Genomic DNA, 17,727 nt, shown 5'->3' with positions numbered 1-17,727 from the left:
AGATTTATGAATACAAAGTTACGATATAACAGGCTAAACATCTTAGATTAAACCCTGTTATACCCGGTTGGTTATTATCCTGCAATTAATTCTTCCCAAAACTCGGCGGCGCGGCGCGTATGCGGAATTACGATAGTACCGCCCACGATGTTGGCCACGGCAAATATTTCGTACATCTCTTCGGTGGTAATGCCTTGCTCATGGCACTTTGCGACGTGATATTTGATACAATCATCGCAACGGAGCACCATTGAAGCTACCAAACCCAACATTTCCTTGGTTTTGGTACTCAGTGCACCTTCGGCGTAGGTATTGGTGTCAAGGTTGAATAAGCGGTTAATCACTTTATTCTGCTTACCCAGGATCACCCCGTTCATCTTCTCCCTATATGCGTTGAATTCGTCTAATTGTTGTCCCATTGTTTATGTAGATATTGAAATATTTATAAGAATCTGTAAATCAATGTGTTTATATTTTGATCTAACCTGCTCATTAAATTGATGTCAAATATCCTTCATTCTAAGGAAAAAAGGAAGGCAAATATATTAATAATCTACTAAAACAGTAGGGTAATGGTTTTAAGATGATAAATATATGACAGCCTTAACGGGCATTTTTCACGAAGTCCTTGATGCCTGCAATGATTTCATCGGCCATCTTTTCCCTGAATGCGGGGTCAAGCACTTTCATCTCATCTTCGGGATTGCTGATGAAAAGTGTTTCCACCAATGCGTTTGGATATTCCGTAGGAGCGTTAAGCGCGAAGTTGAAGCTGCCCACGTTGCCAAATTCTTTCAATCCCGTGCCTAACATCTTTTTATAAATGGAAGTACTCAGATCCCGGAAGCCGATATGCTTGTAATAGGTGCTAGTACCTTCAACACGGATGGGATCTGCCGAGGAGTTTGTATGGATGCTGATGAGTAAATCCGGATCTTTCTCTTGATAGTAAACAATCCTATAACGATTATCAACATAAGAATCGTTGACACGGGTCATCAGCACGTTTACTCCTTCATCTTCCAACTTCTTGGCAACAATTTTTGATATGGCCAATGTCATATCTTTTTCATAAACCCCCGTTGGGCCGCGCGAGCCGCGGTTTCTACCACCATGCCCTGCATCCACGGCAATGGTTAGTCCCTTGATATCTTTACTTTGCGGTGGACGTTTAACTTTAATCATCAAGGTATTACCATCATAATAAACTTGGTGCCCCCAATGTTGTTCATGTTTTAATTCTATGATCACGCGGAATACACCATCTTCTTTTTGATCGTAATAAACATTCTTAATTTCCTGCACGTTCTGCAATTGGGTAATCCAATTGGTATTGCTGGTAGCGCCGTACACATCTACGATAATCTTGGATGGATTTATTTCTTGAATAGAGCGGTAAGGTAATTTGCAGGAGAGCCCGATGCTTACATAATCAAATTTATCATCGCCATACACCTTCCAAGAACCGGTATTCGATCTTGGCGGAAATGTTCCTCCCGGCAATAATTCCACCATTTCAGAAGGGATGTAAGCGGATAGTGTGCTGGATAGTTTTACCCGGTACTCATCTCCCACTTTCCCTGTAATGGATAATAAGACGGCAGTATCTAAATAACCCATCTTGGCGCCTCCCAGGCGGTCATCGCCTAAGCCGTATTCGAGGTAAGGGAGTTCGCCTTTCGTTTTGCCGATAAGTGGTTGTTCATTAGTATTTAGCAAAGTATAAGATGATTCGGTACGCTTGGCAACACTTTGGTTGTTATTGCGTAAAACAATATTTAACCTTCCGCCATTTATCAAGGGATCGTTGCATTGCACGGTGTATGTTCCCTGGTAAATGCCCGGCATTTGTTGCGTTCCACCCAATGGAATCTCTTGTAACCTGAATTTATCTTCTACAGCCACTTCTCCCCCGGGTTGCGCTTTTACGCGGAATTGTATTTTATCGCCGGGTGCAACAATGAGATCTCCAGATGGAAAAGTTTGTACATACGCGATGCTGAATGAAGTGACCGGCTGCGGTGGCGCCGGTTCCGTATAATTATAATTAATGACCTTGGTAGTTGACTTGCCCGATTTATTTTTAGCAATCAGTTTAAATTGATTATTGCCCTGTTGCAAATCCAGTTGTATGGCGAATGCGCCGGTAGGATAAACTTTCTGTGCTACATTATTCATAGTGATAGTACATGATTTACAGGTGCTACCAGTAATGAATTGTTTCGAATAACTACTGGAATTGTCTGTTTTCAGTGGATTGGTAAGCCGTATAAACGGTTGTTGTCCCCATGATGTAATAGCCGTTGATAAAAGAATGATTAAGAATGCTAACGGTCTAATATTTTTATTCATGTCCTATGATTTTGAAATTAATTTTTTTGCATGTATCTCCGCGTTGTGTGCCGGTACAACTATGGTGGGAAAGCATTCACAAAGATTATAACAATTTTTACATTGAAAGGATGAATATCATAAAAAATGAATCAAAATGAAAATACAATCGTTTTTATCCAGAAAAAAACCGGTATCATCATAGATACCGGTTCAAGGGAATTATTATTTTAATCCACTATTGTCCGACTAAAAATGCTACGCACAGTTGATAGCGAACGGTAGCTTGGCCATACAGTAGTAGAAAGGCTAGATCGAGCGATGAAATTGGTGGCCGTAATGGCCAATTTGTGCTCGTTTCTTGTACTTTTTTGGGCAAGCAAAAAAGTACAAGAAACGAGCAGATGAACATTGAATCGAATTATTGAGAGATCAAAAGTTCTCCCCGCTTAAAATTTAGTCGGACAACAATGATTTTAATCTACAAAGAAATCAAAAAATATACTTTTGCGATTCAATCATCTTGTCAGCGATTCTTCTTCTCGCATCCTTGGTGTTAAAAGGCTCTACTTTAGTAAAGCGTTTCAACCCGAGTAACATCATCCTTTGCTCATCACCTTCTGCAAAGCCGTTAATAGCATCTTTACCTGATTTATTGATCTTGTCAGCTGCATCTGTAATATAAACCCGCACGATATCTGCCAACAGCCCGGAGCTTGGTTCGCCTTTGGTAGCGTTCAGTTTCATTAATCGCAGTAATGCACTCTCGGCTACGAATGTTTCAATTGCCATGTCCGCGATGTTCATCAATATTTCCTGCTCGGTTTCCAATTGCATCATTAGTTTTTGTGCGGCTGCACCGGCAGTCATCAATATGGCTTTCTTAAACTGTGCTATAGCCTTCTGTTCTTTAGCGAAAGGTCCTTCATCATCATTCCCGAAATCAGGGATGCTCATCAGTTCATTCATAACTTCCATGGCGGGTTTCATCAAGTCGATTTTACCTTTCATGGCACGTTTCAAGGTCATGTCTAAAGTTAATAAGCGGTTGATTTCATTCGTACCTTCAAAGATGCGGTTGATGCGGCTATCGCGGTAAGCTTTAGAAATAACATATTCATCGCTGAAACCGTTACCGCCGTGAATTTGCACGCCTTCATCCACAACGAAATCCAGCACTTCGGAACCGTTTACTTTCAGCATGGCGCATTCCACGGCATATTCTTCGGCTGCGCCGAGTAACGCTTCGTTAAATGCTTTTCCTGATTCCAACAGTTCTTTCTCTTTCTGGTCGATGAGCTGCGCCGTTCTATAGAGGGCAGATTCGCAAGACCAGGTTCGGATAGCCATCTCTGCTAGCTTATGTTTGATAGCGCCGAAATTTGCGATCGGTTGTTTGAATTGTTCGCGGGTAGCCGCGTATTGAACGGATATATCAATACAATCCTTGGCCCCACCTAAAGCGGCAGCACATAATTTCAGCCTACCGATATTTAGTATATTGAAAGCGATTAAATGTCCTTTCCCGATTTCTCCAAGTACATTTTCGGCCGGAACTTTTGCATCCTGGAAATAAATTTGGCGGGTAGATGATCCCTTGATGCCCATCTTGTGTTCTTCTGCACCCAAGGTAAATCCCGGGGTATCCTTATCAACTATAAAAGCGGTGAATTTTTCGCCGTCAATCTTAGCAAAAACGGTAAACACATCGGCAAAGCCGGAGTTGGTAATCCAGGCTTTTTGTCCATTGATTAAATAAAATTTGCCATCATCAGACAACTTCGCGGTTGTTTTGGCACTCAAAGCGTCGGATCCGCTGTTAGGTTCCGTAAGTGCATATGCCCCTTTCATCTCGCCGGAGGCCAGCTTGGGTATATATTTTTGTTTTTGTTCTTCGGTGCCGAAATACAAGATGGGCAAAGAGCCGATACCGGTATGCGCGGCCATTGCAACGGAGAATGAATGCCCGGCGCCGAGCGCTTCGTTGATCAATGTAGCCGTGATGAAGTCCTTACCTAGACCGCCGAGTTCTTCCGGGAATGCCGCACCCAGCAATCCTTGTTCACCAGCCTTATCCAGCAAGGAAGGCATCAAACCTTCTTCCAGTTTATCGATACGATCCAACACCGGTTTTACTTCTTTATCGATAAATTGCTCTGCCATATCTTTGATCATCACCTGTTCTTCAGAAAAATCTTCCGGGATAAACACGGCATCAGGTGAAGTATTTTTAACTAAAAATTCAGCTCCTTTTAAGGCTGAAGGGTTATTTACGGCTGTCTCCATCTTTGGTGTTTTTGGTCTAATGTAATTTAAGGATATTGCAGCAAATGGCAAAAGTTGATTATCATTGCGAATGTTAAAATTATGGAAACTTTATTCTTGGATCATATGGCAAGCAAAATACATGTGGCCCGGTTCGGACAAGGATCGCGGCTGTTGATTTGCTTTCATGGATTCGGGGAAAGTGCCAGGCATTTTAGCGAGTTTGCAAGCGCTTTGGGTGATGTATTTACACTCTTGGCCATCGATCTGCCTTTACATGGGAAAACGGTTTGGCGGGAAGAAAGGCCCCTTGAAAAAAGTGACCTGGCCCTATGGATCGGGCAATTGTTAACCAGGTTTCGATTTGAAAAATTTTCACTTTTCGGATATAGCATGGGCGGGAGAATATCTCTTTGCGTCGTAGAATTGATGGCAGATCAAATCGACCAACTCTTCCTTGCTGCTGCCGATGGCCTCAAGAATAACCCCTGGCATATGATCGCTACCCAAACCAAGCTGGGAAATAAAGTGTTTAAATACAATACTTATCACCCCGCTTTTTTCTTCCGGCTTCTTACACGGTTGCGGAAATGGAAACTGCTCAACGAAAGTGTCTATAAATTTGTTTTATTAAATATGAATGATCTGCAAAAGCGGGAACAAGTCTATAAAGTATGGACGATTCTTAGGCATATGATGCCGCGAAAAAAGAGATGTAAACGCTTGCTGGCTAGCCATCATATTCAAACATTCCTGTTTTTTGGTAAATACGACCGGGTAATACCTCCTATTCTTGGCAGAAAATTTGCTGATGGGAGTTTTCCTTGCCAGGTGATTGTCTTAGATAAAGGGCACCAGTTGGTGGATCATGAGCTGGGTATTATCTTAAAGCAATATTTATAAACATTCCTGCATGAACGTGTTGCTGATTATTACGTTGGGTTTGGCATTTTTGTATGTCGTATTAATTCTTACCTATCGATACGGTTGGGTGAAATTACCGGAATTTCATCCCCGGCAAAACAATTATAATACTACCGTTAGCATCATAATTCCCGCGAGGGATGAAGCGGCCAACATCCCGGCACTGCTGGATGCCTTACAGTCGCAAACATACCCGGCTAGCTTATTCGAAGTGGTGGTTGTAGATGATTTTTCGACGGATAATACTGCCGGTTTAGTGGATCTTCACCCGATGCCAAATAAGCGTTTGATCAAGCTTTCGGATCGACTGAATCCGGATGAAAGGCTGAATGCCTATAAAAAGAAGGCTATCGATCTTGCCGTGCAAACTTCGAAGAGTACCTTGATCGTTACAACGGATGCAGATTGCATTATGGGAGAACGTTGGCTGGAAACGATCGTTGCTTATTATGAAGAAGCCCAGCCCAAATTTATTGCCGCCCCCGTTTGCTTTTACGGGGAGGATAATTTCTTTAAATGCTTGCAATCGTTAGATTTTACAACGATGCAGGGCATTACGGGCGCCATGGCTTACTTACAAAGCGGTACGATGTGCAATGGCGCTAACTTGGCTTATGAGAGGGAAGCTTTCGAAGAGGTTGGCGGCTTCAAAGGGATTGATATGATCGCTTCGGGTGATGATATGTTGTTGATGTATAAAATTTATAATGCTTACCCGAAGGGGGTATTGTATTTAAAAAATAAGGACGCTATCGTACGTACCTTGCCGGTAGATACTGTGAAAGGCTTTATGAATCAAAGGATCAGGTGGTCTTCTAAGGCTGATAAATATGAGGATAAACGTATTACCAGGGTTTTGGCGCTGGTGTATTTTTGGAATTTGAGCCTGTTGATCTTGTTTATTGCCGCCATCTTTCAGCCATTGCTATGGTCATGGTTACTGGGTTTAATGATCCTGAAGATCATCGTTGAATTATTCTTTTTATACCCTATCGCGAGTTTCTTTTCACAAGAACATTTGTTGAAGTGGTTTATTGCAGGGCAACCGTTCCACATCTTGTATGTTATCTCCGCGGGATGGCTCGGTAAGTTCGGAAGTTATGAATGGAAGGGCCGCACCGTGCAATAATAGGAAAAATGAAGTTGCAGCGCTTCATTTATACAAAGCGCTGCAACCCCGGGATACATAAGAACAAATCCTTTACTTGCTACCTGGAAAATCCTTATTCCTCAACATGGGAAAGTGCCCATTTGCCATTGGCCGTTTCCTTGATGTTCATAGCATAGCGTGCAGTGTCGCTAAAACTCCAATCTAGGTTGGCCCGCATCCATGAACGTAGTATGTCGATATATCTTTCCAACTCTATATTTAAGGCTGGTCCGAAGTTGGGCAAATGCAAACTGGTGTTGATAAATTTTTGTACTTCTGCATCGTGCATCACCGCGGCTTTAGCAATTGCTTCATCCAAGCTGGATTGATGTTCATGTTGTAATGCTATGACCAGGTTGTGAACGTCATGATGTTTCAACTCTTTTGCCAAAGAGAATAAATCATTAGCCCAGCATACCACGTTATTGCAACTGAGCGCTAACTGTTGCACATCGGGATGTAAACGGACTTCATCGGGCAAGTAAATTTTTTCCAGCACTTCGATCAATTCGATGTCGGCATATAATGCGCCGGTGTAAGGTCTTTTTTCAACATAATCTTTTACGCTTGGAACCATATGCTGTACCCTGTTTTCTGCTTCCCAACTACAAGCCTCCAGGTAATCGATCATGCTTTGGTTAAAACGTACATCCCAATCCGGTGTACTGATTTTTTTCATGCGGGAAACGAGGTCGCTAAAGCTGGCAGCTAAGCCTTCCCCATCCGGCGGTACTACCATCGTTTTACCTTTCAAAATATTGGTGACAATCTGGATGATCATATCCAGGAAATCAACCTTGCCGAACTTCATTTCATCGTTTTGATCGTCCAGCATAAAAAGCCAGGTGTTAAAGTCGGCGGCGATGAACAGTTCATAGGGATCGGCAGTAGGGAAAGCCCTTGCTGAAAGAGCGGCGAACCGGGCACGGTGGAACTTCTTCCAAGCTTTTTCAGAATTAACAAGACCGAAATGCTTGACCCATTCTGCCGTGTGTAATTCTGCTTGTTGGGCAAATTGACTGATTTTGCTCGGGAATGGGCAATAGATTTCCGGCAATTGGATTGTTGACATTGACATAGTATGATAGTTTTTGGTTAACGATTCGGTCTAAAGTGGTTTAAGTTGACGTGTCTCTTAGTCTTCGTTGGATAGCGTGTGTCTTTACTAGAAATTACGACAAATTAAACAGATAAAAAATATGTGTTACTATGCATTCATTCACCTGAAACTCAATCACTGCAAGGGTTTGGCAGCATGCTGTCAGCTAGGCAATAGGTAATAGGGTATTATGTATTGTATTTAAATTTACATCAATATTTCAACCCCTTTATAATTATTTGCATTTTTATTTTTTACCGGGATTTAACGCCAGTTATTGAATAGGACGAAAATGCCATCCTATTTTTATAACTTGTTACTTTTAAGTATTTATAATTGATGTCCTCGACTTCTGAAAATATATCATCGACCCTGTTGGCTTGGAGAAGGCTAAGGAAGAACAAAGCTGCCCTCGTCGGCTTATTCGTTATCGGGCTAAGCTTCATCATCGGCATATTTGCTTATTTTATTGCGCCGGATGGTACACCGGCGGCCAACCGGATGGTATTGGAAGTTAGCGGTCAGAAGCCCGGTTTTTCCATCGATATGCTGGCCTTAAAAAAAGAAAGGGATATTGAAGAGGCCGGTTTTTTACAGCGGTTACTGTTTGGCCAGGAGTCGCCGGACATTTGGATACCGGTAAAATCATACCGTTTCCAAAATGATTCGATCATCGTCGAAAAATATGTAGATGAAAGTTTATCCGCAACGCAAGCATATCCATTGACACGGGTACTTTACGGAAGGCAATATACCAAGGTGACCGATAGCCTGGCCTTGCGTCAGCAGGTATTGAAAAAGATACATCATTTTACCTATTGGCTAGGTTCCGATAAGTTTGGCCGCGATATATTGAGCCGGCTTTTATTGGGAACAAGGGTTAGCTTGGGCGTCGGCTGCATTGCCGTATTGATATCGCTGTCGATCGGCGTTTTTTTAGGCGCTATCGCCGGTTATGTGCGTGGCTGGTTGGATGACCTGGTAATGTGGTTTATAAATGTTATTTGGGCCTTGCCGACGCTTTTGTTGGTATTCGCGATCACGCTTTCATTGGGTAAAGGTTTTTGGCAAGTATTTATTGCCGTCGGGTTAACGATGTGGGTAAGCGTAGCGAGGATTATCAGGGGACAAGTGCTTTCTATCCGCGAGTTACAATTTGTAGAAGCTACAAGGGCATTCGGGTATAGTCATTCAAGGATTATTCTGAAACATATATTACCGAATATACTGGGCCCTGTAATGGTTGTTGCAGCAAGTAATTTTGCAACGGCTATAGTAGTAGAGGCCGGGTTAAGTTTCCTGGGAGTCGGGGTACAACCTCCCCAACCTTCCTGGGGGCTAATGATCAAGGAGAATTACAATTTTATCATCACCCATAACCCTATGTTGGCCCTAGCGCCGGGTTTCGCAATCATGATATTAGTGCTTGCCTTTAACCTCCTGGGTAATGGCTTGAGGGATGCCCTGGATGTTAAAGGGAAATTATAAGCAAGGATGAAATTGTCATAGTATAAATATTAAAAATTAGTAATTTTAGTATATCAATTGCCAATTATGTCCATACAACCATATTTGAAAACCATTTTTGCCTGCCTATTTATTGGCTTGTCTTGCAGTTTTTGTAGCAAGAAAGATAAAGCTAAGCCCAAACCCGTAGAAAAAGATCTTGCCGTTACGATCGACGGGGTCATCGTGGATAGTGATATGAACGCCACGCAGGGAACGACCCATAATATTACGATTAACATTACCTCCGAAATGCCCCCCGGGGGTGTAACGATTGAAGTTACGGCTATGGAAACACCGCAGAACACCATGATTCCGCAGGATGGGCCGATAACAACTTCTGAAAAGAGCACTTCGTTTACCCTCAAAGATCTTACTAGTTTAAAGCTGGTACAGGTTACGGTAAAAGTGACCTCGGTTTCAAAGCCCGGTAACACGGTTACCTTACAATTCGGAACCTGGAATAAAGTACAATAAAGCTTCGAAAAATAGCTTGATTTAGCCATTTTAACGTAGGTTTGTGTCGTTTTTCCAAAATGGAATAAGAATTAGAGAAAGATGCGAATCGCCGTTATAGCTCCTCATATTGCTGAAGATCATATTGCCGATACCGGTTTAGCTAGTACATTATTATTGCAATCATTAGCCGGCCAAAATCCCGCAAATGATTGGAATATCCTTACGGATGCCAGCTTTCAATTTGCTGCCCCGATGCCTTCGAACCTGCGGCAAAGCTTGGTGAAAGGAAACACCGGCAGCGGATTAGGTAGGCTGCTACAGCAATCGCTACATTGGCCCAATGCAATGAAGCAATACCAGCCGGACATATTATTTTGTATCGATTTTATCTACCCTATCAAGGCGGGCCGCAAAGCTTACCTGGCATTGATGTACTTCCCAGGTATCCTACAATCTGAAAAGGCGAAGAAGCATTTGCCATTATATGAAGGGATCATTGTTTTCTCGGGATACATGAAACAGCAGGTGTTGCAAGCCTTTCCAGCAATGGAAGGTAAAGTTACGGTGGTTGCGCCGGGCGTACCTGCCGGGTTGGCGCCGCTGGATTGGGATGAGAGACAGGCGCTGAAACAGAAATATGCCAATGCCGCAGAATATTTTGTAGTAGTAAGTAGTATCCATCCTAAAAATAATATTATCCCCTTGTTGAAGGCGTTCTCAGCTTTCAAGAAGCGGATGCGCAGTAGTATGAAGCTAGTGATCGTGGGTAGTGTTAGTGCCGCCGGCGCCGAGATAATGGAATCACTTAAAACATACCGTTTCCGGGATGAAGTGAAGTGCCTCCAAGATGTGACGGCAGCAGAGCTTTCAAAAATTATTGCAGGCGCTTATGCCATGGTTCACGTCGCGGGAAATGACGGCATGGCCTTGCCGGTTTATATTGCCGCCGCTACGGAGGTTCCATTGGTCGTTACAAATGGATCGGCTGCCGCGGAAATCGGGAAGAATGGCGCATTGCGTGTTGTACCGGGCGACATCAACGATTTAGCGGAAAAAATAGGCGCCATATATAAAGATGAACACCTCAGGGCAAAAATATTACAACAGTTGCCTACCGGGAATAATTTCCCTTCCTGGCGAGATGCTGCCAATAACATCCTGGAAACCTTGCAAGAAGGCTAGGATTAGCAAAGCCTGTAACAAAATCTTATTTTTGCCTTTCAAAATTGAAATAATGGGAAAAACTTCAAACATCGAGATAAAGGTAACCTTGGATGATCAACGGGTGCCTGAGCAATTGGAATGGAGCGCTGAAGGTGCCGGGGAAAGAATGAACAAAGCCAAGGCTATGATGCTCGCTTTCTGGGACGGCGCCGATAAAACCGCCCTCAGGATTGACCTGTGGACGAAAGCTATGATGGTAGATGAAATGGCTGACTTTTTCTATCAAACCATGATGACGATGGCCGACACCTACAACAGGGCTACTCCTTACCATGATATGGCAGAAGATATGCGCAAGTTCGCCAAGGATTTTTATCAAAAATTCCAGGAGAAACTTAAGAACGAAACGCAAGGTCAACAATAATTAATGAATTATTTATTCTTTAATTATTACATTTTCAGTATTTTAAGATAGTAAATTTAATCCAATGTCATTAGAAACAACGATAAACGGCGCAATTAAAACAGCCATGCTGGGCAAGCAGGAAGCGGAATTGAGAGCTTTGAGAGCTATTAAAGCCGCCTTGCTACTGGCAAAAACTGCCGATGGTGCAAATGGCGAATTGAATGAAGCAGACGAGATCAAATTATTGCAGAAACTGGCAAAGCAAAGGAAAGATTCCCTGGAAATTTTCCAACAACAAAACAGGGAGGATCTCGCAAAGAAGGAACAGGAAGAGTTGGATGTGATCGAGAAATTCTTACCGAAACAGTTGGATGAACAAGAGTTACGCGGCATCATTACCGGTATAATTGGTAAAACTGGCGCCAGCTCCCCTGCCGATATGGGTAAAGTGATGGGCGTTGCCACCAAAGAGCTGGCCGGTAAAGCAGATGGTAAGATGATCTCTACGATCGTGAAAGAGCTTTTAGCTAAATAATTGGCCCCGGTTTACCGGGCGACCAAGCATTTCGAAAATGGGTATCGACATCATATTTGCGGTCATCATGGCATTTGCCATTTACAAGGGGTATTCCCGGGGATTGATCGTGGCCATATTTTCTTTTTTGGCAATTATACTAGGTATTGCTGCCGCGATGAAGCTGGGTGCAGCGGTTGCCACATACCTGCAAGCCCAATCCGGGATGCCTTCCCGCTGGTGGCCAATTGTAGCCTTCTTGGTCATTTTCATCGCTATTGCGATCATCATCAGGATAGGCGCTACTCTCCTGGAACGGGTCGTGGAACTTGGATTAATGGGTTGGGTTAATAAACTCGGTGGAATACTGCTTTACGGCGCCCTATATACGATCGTTTTCAGCGTACTTTTATGGTGGGCAAACCAGTTGTATTGGTTGTCCCCGGATACTAAATTGCAATCGGTGGTATATCCTTATATAGAACCCATTGGTCCATTTGTAATCAATAGTTTAGGAAAGGTGTTACCTATATTTAGGGATATGTTTGATGCCATTCAAGAATTTTTTGAGCAATTGGCCCACAAAATTCCATCCTGATACATTCTATTCAAAGATTATTTGAATACATAAAAAGAATTATTTTAGCGCAAAATTGACTTTTAAGCATAGGCAATGGATTACGAAATTAAAACACAGGGCAAGTTTAAATTTATCGAAGAAGGAGAGGGAGAACCGCTGGTATTATTGCATGGCTTGTTCGGAGCCTTGAGTAATTTCAAGGATCTGATTGACTATTTTAAGCAATATAATAGGGTTGTTGTTCCTATATTGCCTCTGTTTGATTTAAATATCCTGGAAACAACCGTGAGCGGATTGGCAAAATACGTTCACAAATTTTTAGAGAGCCGCGGTTATCACCATGTGCACTTGCTGGGTAACTCCCTGGGCGGCCACGTAGCATTACTGTATATCTTGAAACACCCCGAAAATGTGAAGTCATTGATTTTAACGGGTAGCTCCGGTTTATTTGAAAACGGGATGGGGGAAACATATCCTAAACGCGGCGATTATGAATACATCCGCAAGAAAACGGAACTTACTTTCTATGATCCTGCCATCGCTACGAAAGAATTGGTAGATGACGTGTTTGAAATCACCAGTAACCGCTTAAAGGTAATTAAGATTATTGCCTTGGCTAAATCTGCAATCCGTCATAACCTGGGTGAAGAATTGAGAGATATCCAAGCCCCTACCTGTCTTATCTGGGGGTTGAATGATACGATTACCCCGCCGATGGTTGGAGAAGAGTTTAAAAAATTGATTCCAAATTCTGAACTACATTTTATCGATAAATGCGGCCATGCTGCCATGATGGAAGTTCCCGTAGAGTTTAACAAGATTTTACACGGCTTCCTTGATAAGTTAGCTGAAAAACAATAGGTTTTCAAAATAAAAATATTTACCTGTAAAGCCGCCAGCATTTAATGTTTGGCGGCTTTACTGCATCCTGCCCGCAAGTATTTCTTTAATTTACCGGGGAAAGTTGCATGCAGATCGAACCAAATCCATTAATAATTGATTATTTTTACTATAGGATGGGCTAGTTGGAATATTCTTTGTTAATATTGTAAAAGAATCATGGCTTATGGTGGCAAAGGAACTTATATCAGCATTAATACCGGTTATACACCCTACGGATTCCGGAGCACAAGCACTGGGTTTGATGAATGAATTCCACCTCTCCCAATTGCCTTATGTTATGGATGGCAAATACGTTGCCCTGTTGGAAGAAGATGATATCCTCGATTGGGATAACCCGGAAATACTCTTCGAGAATATTCCTCTCAATGCTTTTAAACCGGCAGTAAATGAGCAAGCACATATCTTCGATGCGCTCAAGTTATTCTACGAATTTAAACTATGCTTATTACCGGTTATCAATAAAGAGCAAGAATATACCGGGGTAATTACCCGCGAAAACATGATCGCCACCATGGCGCAATTAAATGCAGTGAACGAGGCGGGGGGTATCTTGGTCCTTGAAATTGAACCGAGGGATTACAGCCTCAGCGAGATTGCCAGGATTGCAGAGTCTAACGATGTAACCTTGCTGAGCGTGAATACCTTCTCTAACCCGGCTACCGGCAAGTTGGATGTGACCCTTAAAACAAATAGGCTCGAACTACAATCATTAGTAGCAACTTTCGAACGTTTCAATTATATCATAAAGCATCTTTTCGTCGAAGAAACCGGGGAAGATGTGCTGCGTAAGAATTATGACCTGCTCATGAACTATATTTCCATGTAGTTGAAAAAGGATAAAGGGCTTTGTGAATGCTTATTTTTGCCTATTTTTAGCCGATTTTAGCACTATCTATTACTTTGAACCGTATCATCAGCCTTTTTTTACTGTTATTGTTTAGCTGTATTACTACGGAAGCTGCCGTTGCAACAGTTATTCCAGGTACTACCGGAAACAAAATCGTTGTTCCCAGTAGTTATTTTATTATCAAGAAAGTCAGGATCAATGGTAATAAGAAAACCCGTAGCTCGATTATAATGCGGGAACTCGACTTCCGCGCCAACGATACTATTTATTACAAGGATTTAGCGGCAACCCTCGAAATCAGCAAAAAACGCCTGCTCAATACTTCGCTGTTTTTAAATGTTAGCTTGAATGTAAAAAATTGGGATAACAATTATGCCGATATCGTGATCGATGTTTGGGAACGTTGGTATACCATCGCCTTCCCGATCTTCAAATTGGCAGACAGGAACTTTAACCAGTGGTGGGTAGAACAAAAAGCCAGCCTCAATAGGGTGAACCTGGGAATCAAGGGCTTTCAAGACAATTTAACAGGCCGCAATGATGAATTGGGCCTGGAGCTACAGGTAGGGTATACGCAAAAAGTTATATTGTCTTACGTTTTACCATACATAGATAAGAACCTTCAACATGGTCTCGGTTTCGTCGTGTCTTACAGCCGTAACCGCGAAGTAAATGATACTACCATACTTAACAAGCAACATTTCTTTAAACAAGATGATTTCCTCCGTAAACAATGGTTGGTTGGTTTGCAATACACATACCGCCCCGCGATCCGGTCCCAGCACCGTATTTCATTAAATTATAATTACGAATATGTTAGCGATTCCGTGGCCAAAGTTAGCCCTAGTTACTTGGGCGATGGCCGCACGGAAGTTAAATACCTGGAACTTGCTTACCGATTCAATTATATCGATGCTGATAGTTGGGTTTATCCTCTAAAGGGGACTGCTTTCAGGGCGGAATTAACGAAAGCCGGGTTATTGGGCGTTTCGGGATTAAATTATTTCAAGATCCGCTTGAAAGGAACGCGTTACTGGGAATTGGATAAGAAATTTTACGCGGCTGCCGGCGCCCGCTTCGAAGCAAAATATGGAGCAGATCAGCCTTATATCGCGCAGAAAGGCATGGGGTATTTGGAAGATTATCTACGGGGATTGGAATATTACGTGGTCGATGGAACAACGTTAGCCATCGCTAAATCAACTTTACGTTACGAATTATTCAACTTCAAGATCCGCCTGCCGCTGGTTCCCAAGAAATTCAGCGCGGTGCCATTCAGGATATTTGCCAAGACCTATGCGGATGCCGGTTATGTTTACAGTAAATTTCCCGGCGATAGTTTCCTGGATGAGCGCTTTTTATATACCGGCGGATTCGGCTTAGATATCGTTTCATTTTATGATGCTTGTTTAAGGATCGAGTATAGCTTTAACCAATTAGGTCAAAATGGTTTATTTTTGCACACTAAGATTGACATGTAAGGTGTTTGTGAGCCGGGAGATCGCTTTCCCAGGTTATATATTTAGCATCTTTATTTCAAAGCCCAGGAACTAAACTTAATTATGCAAATAGCCCTTTATAGTAGAGGATTTAACAAGGAAGATATAGATGATATCAAGTTACTGTTAGACGAATTGAGGAAGCAGGAGATCACCCCCGTTATCTATGAGCCTTTCTACCAGGATTTGAAACCCCACGTCACATTCCCGGCAGATGTAGATACATTTTCCGGTGCAGAAGACTTGGACGGCAAAATCGAGTTCCTGGTGAGTTTAGGAGGAGATGGCACCTTGTTAGACACCGTTTGCTATATCCGCGATAAAAATATTCCCGTATTGGGCGTTAATTTCGGTCGCCTCGGGTTCCTGGCAAGCATCGGTAGGGAAGAAATCCACGATGTGGTGGTTTCATTGGTCGATAGAAATTATACGCTTGACCAACGTTCACTGATCCACCTAGACGCAAGTATCCCGTTATTTGGAGATGTGCCTTACGCGCTGAACGAATTTACCATACATAAGAAAGATACCTCCGCGATGGTTAAGATCCATACTTACCTGAACGGGGAATTTCTGAATACCTACTGGGCAGATGGCCTGATCGTTTCCACGCCTACCGGTTCAACCGGGTATTCCTTGAGCTGCGGCGGCCCGATCGTGTTCCCGGAAGCCAGTAATTTCGTCATTACACCGGTAGCGCCCCATAATTTGAATGTCCGCCCGATCGTAGTTCCCGACGACCAGGTAATTTCCTTCGAAATCGAAGGACGGAGCGATCAATTTATCTGCACCTTGGATTCCAGGATGGAGATTATCGATAACCGGGTACAATTGGCGGTTAAGAAAGAACAGTTTTCCATAAGCCTGGTACGTTTGAATGAAGGAAATTTTTTACATACGTTAAGGCATAAATTATTGTGGGGAATAGACACCCGCAACAGGGGAAACAACCAATAAATCCGGGCAAGGGTATTGAACCGTAAAAATAACTCATACGAAAAACCCCTATTTTACGTTTTTAGAAAGATTTATGAACCAAATGAACCCTTGTTTCCGTAGAATAATTCAGATAACACTATTATCAACTTGCTTAGCAATTGTCGGTATTGGCCCATTGATGGCGCAATACGAAAAAAGATACATTGGGGAAGTCGGCATTACAGCCGGGGCTGCGCATTATTTTGGAGATTTAAATACGAGAACAGCATTAAACTCACCAAAGCCCTCGGTAGGTATTTATTATAAATATTTATTTAACAATTATCTCGGGGTCAAGGGAACGTTCCGTTTCCTGCAGCTAGGTTATTCGGATGTTTATAATACGAACGATTTTGAGCATAAACGAAACTTGAGTTTTAATTCAAATGTATTTGAGTTTGATGTACAGGGTGATTTTAACTTTTTTCGTTTTGAGCCGGGGAGTTTGGATTATGAATTTACGCCATATTTAACCGCGGGTTTGGGCATATTCGGCTTCGATCCTTATACCTATTATGAAGGAACGAAGTATTATTTGCAGCCCTTACGCACGGAAGGACAGGGCAGCCCGCTTTATCCCGATAGGAAACTTTACAACCGCTTATCCCACGCCTACTTGATAGGTTTCGGTTTTAAATATAATTATTCCAGTAAAATAAATTTGGGGCTTGAATTCCTGTATCGCTTCACCGGTACGGATTATCTTGATGATGTGAGCACGACTTACGTCGGCGAGAATTTCTTTCCCTTGAATGCGGATGGTTCCCAGTCAATTGCGTCTATCTTGCAAGATCGGTCGGGTGCAGTTACCAGCCCGAAGATCGGTGAAGCGGGCAGACAAAGGGGAAATAGCCGCGATAAGGATCATTTTGCCAGCATAGAATTTACGATCGGCTTCCTGTTTACCAGTTATAAATGTAAATTTTAACCGGTAATATTATAAAATTTGTCGATGAAAAATGCCCATACTTTCGTTGTATATTTGGCAATCTGCCCCCTGGTATTGGGTTTACGGACGCTTCCGTTAAAACTACGTTAAAAGACCCCTCCTCTCTTTGATGGAAACTACATTGCGGTATTTTTGTATCTTTGCACACTTTTA

Annotated in this window: 17 protein-coding genes; 13 read left to right on the top strand and 4 right to left on the bottom strand. The window is 42.5% G+C overall.

The genetic code is table 11. The annotated features are described in order from the left end of the window. Positions 1-74 precede the first annotated feature (74 nt). The 3 genes from COR50_RS03440 to COR50_RS03430 form a co-directional block, all read right to left on the bottom strand. Positions 75-419, bottom strand: coding sequence for a carboxymuconolactone decarboxylase family protein (locus COR50_RS03440; protein WP_098192689.1), 345 nt, complete (start codon positions 417-419; stop codon positions 75-77). A 184-nt stretch (positions 420-603) separates the two neighbouring features. Next, positions 604-2,352, bottom strand: a complete 1,749-nt coding sequence (locus COR50_RS03435) for an N-acetylmuramoyl-L-alanine amidase (RefSeq protein ID WP_098192688.1) — start codon at positions 2,350-2,352, stop codon at positions 604-606. A gap of 471 nt (positions 2,353-2,823) precedes the next feature. Next, positions 2,824-4,617 (bottom strand): acyl-CoA dehydrogenase family protein, encoded by a 1,794-nt coding sequence (locus COR50_RS03430; RefSeq protein WP_098192687.1) that lies wholly within the window; start codon positions 4,615-4,617, stop codon positions 2,824-2,826. Positions 4,618-4,698: 81 nt separating this feature from the next. Between COR50_RS03430 and COR50_RS03425 the strand changes: the two genes are divergently transcribed. Together COR50_RS03425 and COR50_RS03420 are read left to right on the top strand one after the other, a co-directional pair. Next, positions 4,699-5,499 (top strand): alpha/beta fold hydrolase, encoded by an 801-nt coding sequence (locus COR50_RS03425; protein WP_098192686.1) that lies wholly within the window; start codon positions 4,699-4,701, stop codon positions 5,497-5,499. A gap of 10 nt (positions 5,500-5,509) precedes the next feature. Next, the gene (locus tag COR50_RS03420) at positions 5,510-6,649 is read left to right on the top strand and encodes a glycosyltransferase (protein ID WP_098192685.1); all 1,140 of its coding nucleotides are present in this window, start codon (positions 5,510-5,512) and stop codon (positions 6,647-6,649) included. Between the two features lie 94 nt (positions 6,650-6,743). On the opposite strand, the gene COR50_RS03415 is transcribed toward COR50_RS03420, so the two are convergent. Next, positions 6,744-7,748, bottom strand: a complete 1,005-nt coding sequence (locus tag COR50_RS03415; protein WP_157760603.1) for a terpene synthase family protein — start codon at positions 7,746-7,748, stop codon at positions 6,744-6,746. Between the two features lie 360 nt (positions 7,749-8,108). On the opposite strand from COR50_RS03415, the gene COR50_RS03410 reads away from it, so the two are divergent. From COR50_RS03410 to COR50_RS03360, 11 genes are all read left to right on the top strand, one after another. Next, on the top strand, positions 8,109-9,257 hold the full coding sequence (locus tag COR50_RS03410) for an ABC transporter permease (protein ID WP_098192683.1): 1,149 nt from the start codon (positions 8,109-8,111) through the stop codon (positions 9,255-9,257). Positions 9,258-9,323: 66 nt separating this feature from the next. Further along, positions 9,324-9,752 (top strand): hypothetical protein, encoded by a 429-nt coding sequence (locus COR50_RS03405; RefSeq protein WP_098192682.1) that lies wholly within the window; start codon positions 9,324-9,326, stop codon positions 9,750-9,752. A gap of 81 nt (positions 9,753-9,833) precedes the next feature. Further along, positions 9,834-10,916 (top strand): glycosyltransferase, encoded by a 1,083-nt coding sequence (locus COR50_RS03400; RefSeq protein ID WP_098192681.1) that lies wholly within the window; start codon positions 9,834-9,836, stop codon positions 10,914-10,916. A gap of 52 nt (positions 10,917-10,968) precedes the next feature. After that, positions 10,969-11,322, top strand: a complete 354-nt coding sequence (gene gldC / locus COR50_RS03395; RefSeq protein ID WP_098192680.1) for a gliding motility protein GldC — start codon at positions 10,969-10,971, stop codon at positions 11,320-11,322. A 64-nt stretch (positions 11,323-11,386) separates the two neighbouring features. Continuing rightward, complete coding sequence (locus COR50_RS03390) at positions 11,387-11,839, top strand: GatB/YqeY domain-containing protein (protein WP_098192679.1); 453 nt, start codon at positions 11,387-11,389, stop codon at positions 11,837-11,839. Between the two features lie 37 nt (positions 11,840-11,876). Further along, a complete protein-coding gene (locus COR50_RS03385) occupies positions 11,877-12,416 on the top strand; it encodes a CvpA family protein (protein ID WP_098192678.1) in 540 nt (179 codons plus the stop codon). A 75-nt stretch (positions 12,417-12,491) separates the two neighbouring features. Beyond that, positions 12,492-13,259 carry an alpha/beta fold hydrolase gene (locus COR50_RS03380; RefSeq protein ID WP_098192677.1) on the top strand — a complete coding sequence of 256 codons (768 nt, stop codon included), beginning with the start codon at positions 12,492-12,494 and terminating at the stop codon, positions 13,257-13,259. A gap of 205 nt (positions 13,260-13,464) precedes the next feature. Then, positions 13,465-14,127, top strand: a complete 663-nt coding sequence (locus tag COR50_RS03375; protein ID WP_098192676.1) for a CBS domain-containing protein — start codon at positions 13,465-13,467, stop codon at positions 14,125-14,127. Between the two features lie 74 nt (positions 14,128-14,201). Next, the gene (locus COR50_RS03370; protein ID WP_098192675.1) at positions 14,202-15,629 is read left to right on the top strand and encodes a BamA/TamA family outer membrane protein; all 1,428 of its coding nucleotides are present in this window, start codon (positions 14,202-14,204) and stop codon (positions 15,627-15,629) included. 81 nt (positions 15,630-15,710) lie between these two features. Then, the gene (locus tag COR50_RS03365; protein ID WP_098192674.1) at positions 15,711-16,604 is read left to right on the top strand and encodes an NAD kinase; all 894 of its coding nucleotides are present in this window, start codon (positions 15,711-15,713) and stop codon (positions 16,602-16,604) included. A 73-nt stretch (positions 16,605-16,677) separates the two neighbouring features. Continuing rightward, positions 16,678-17,553, top strand: coding sequence for a DUF6089 family protein (locus COR50_RS03360; protein WP_394336705.1), 876 nt, complete (start codon positions 16,678-16,680; stop codon positions 17,551-17,553). Positions 17,554-17,727: the final 174 nt, after the last annotated feature.

Origin of the sequence: Chitinophaga caeni (genome assembly GCF_002557795.1) — a bacterium.
Lineage (GTDB): Bacteria > Bacteroidota > Bacteroidia > Chitinophagales > Chitinophagaceae > Chitinophaga > Chitinophaga caeni.
The sequence above is the reverse complement of the archived record's forward strand: the minus strand, read 5'-3'. Positions and strand labels throughout refer to the sequence as shown.

Coding starts and splice junctions, on each gene's coding strand:
- COR50_RS03440 (WP_098192689.1), bottom strand. CDS start 419: ATGGGACAACAATTAGACGAATTCAACGCATATAGGGAGAAGATGAAC.
- COR50_RS03435 (WP_098192688.1), bottom strand. CDS start 2,352: ATGAATAAAAATATTAGACCGTTAGCATTCTTAATCATTCTTTTATCA.
- COR50_RS03430 (WP_098192687.1), bottom strand. CDS start 4,617: ATGGAGACAGCCGTAAATAACCCTTCAGCCTTAAAAGGAGCTGAATTT.
- COR50_RS03425 (WP_098192686.1), top strand. CDS start 4,699: ATGGAAACTTTATTCTTGGATCATATGGCAAGCAAAATACATGTGGCC.
- COR50_RS03420 (WP_098192685.1), top strand. CDS start 5,510: ATGAACGTGTTGCTGATTATTACGTTGGGTTTGGCATTTTTGTATGTC.
- COR50_RS03415 (WP_157760603.1), bottom strand. CDS start 7,748: ATGTCAATGTCAACAATCCAATTGCCGGAAATCTATTGCCCATTCCCG.
- COR50_RS03410 (WP_098192683.1), top strand. CDS start 8,109: ATGTCCTCGACTTCTGAAAATATATCATCGACCCTGTTGGCTTGGAGA.
- COR50_RS03405 (WP_098192682.1), top strand. CDS start 9,324: ATGTCCATACAACCATATTTGAAAACCATTTTTGCCTGCCTATTTATT.
- COR50_RS03400 (WP_098192681.1), top strand. CDS start 9,834: ATGCGAATCGCCGTTATAGCTCCTCATATTGCTGAAGATCATATTGCC.
- gldC (WP_098192680.1), top strand. CDS start 10,969: ATGGGAAAAACTTCAAACATCGAGATAAAGGTAACCTTGGATGATCAA.
- COR50_RS03390 (WP_098192679.1), top strand. CDS start 11,387: ATGTCATTAGAAACAACGATAAACGGCGCAATTAAAACAGCCATGCTG.
- COR50_RS03385 (WP_098192678.1), top strand. CDS start 11,877: ATGGGTATCGACATCATATTTGCGGTCATCATGGCATTTGCCATTTAC.
- COR50_RS03380 (WP_098192677.1), top strand. CDS start 12,492: ATGGATTACGAAATTAAAACACAGGGCAAGTTTAAATTTATCGAAGAA.
- COR50_RS03375 (WP_098192676.1), top strand. CDS start 13,465: ATGGTGGCAAAGGAACTTATATCAGCATTAATACCGGTTATACACCCT.
- COR50_RS03365 (WP_098192674.1), top strand. CDS start 15,711: ATGCAAATAGCCCTTTATAGTAGAGGATTTAACAAGGAAGATATAGAT.
- COR50_RS03360 (WP_394336705.1), top strand. CDS start 16,678: ATGAACCAAATGAACCCTTGTTTCCGTAGAATAATTCAGATAACACTA.